This window comes from Streptomyces sp. E11-3, assembly GCF_046540415.1.
In the GTDB taxonomy this organism is placed as follows: Bacteria; Actinomycetota; Actinomycetes; order Streptomycetales; family Streptomycetaceae; genus Streptomyces.
Window position 1 is genome coordinate 1 of the sequence record NZ_JAZGRL010000219.1, and the last position, 815, is coordinate 815.

Annotated in this window: 1 protein-coding gene; it reads right to left on the reverse strand. The window is 74.2% G+C overall.

Translation table 11 applies throughout. The features are described 5' to 3' along the window. Positions 1–32: 32 nt before the first annotated feature. Positions 33–815 (reverse strand): hypothetical protein (locus tag U9R90_RS36520; protein WP_411061812.1); only part of this gene is annotated, 783 nt, incomplete at its 5' end.

The window sequence follows — 815 nt, forward strand, 5'->3', positions numbered from 1 at the left end:
CCCCCCCGGCTCTCCCCTTCCCCTCGGGCCGGTCAGCGCGGAAGTACCACCACATACGCCGCCGGGTCGCGGTCCCCGGACGCCATCAGGGCCGTACGGACGACCGCCGCCTGCTGCTCCATCGCCTCGCGGAGCTTCTTCGGGGTGAGGTGCACGACGGTGATGCCGAGCCGCTCCAAGTGCTCGCGCTTGCGGGCGTATTCGGACCACAGGGCGTCCTCCTCCTGGCGCGGCGCGCGGGTGTCGAGCTCGATCGCCACAGCCTGGTCGGGCCAGTACGCGTCCACGCCGCCGAGGTGCGGGCCGCCGGGCAGCCGCAGGTCGACGTTCCACACCGGGTCGGGCAGCCCGTAGTCGGAGACCATCGTGTAGAGCCGTTCCTCGGCGATGGCCCGCCCCTCGGCGAGCAGCGAGTCCACGGCGTTCACCACGTGGGGCCGGTTCAGCAGCCGGGCCTTGCTCAACTCCTTGACCAGCGCCGCGGGTTCGCAGTGCCCGCAGCGCACGGCCTCGGTGAGCAGCCGGCGTACCACGTCCGCGTCGGAGAGCTGGGTGACGGCGTCCGCGAGGGCGCGCGGTACGGGGGCGACCGGTACGTCGGTGACGGTCTGCGGGCGGGGCAGCGCGTGCGCGCGGACCAGCCGGGCGCAGCCGGTGGAGCGCAGTCGGCGGGTGCGCGGTACGAGGACGTCGATGCGGTCCAGCGAGAGCAGCGGGGGAGCGGACGAGAACCGGTGCAGTGCCAGCGCGGCGAGCCCGGTGACCATCGCGTCGCCGTAACCGGGTGCGGCGGCGGTCGGCTGGTCGGAGGTGGG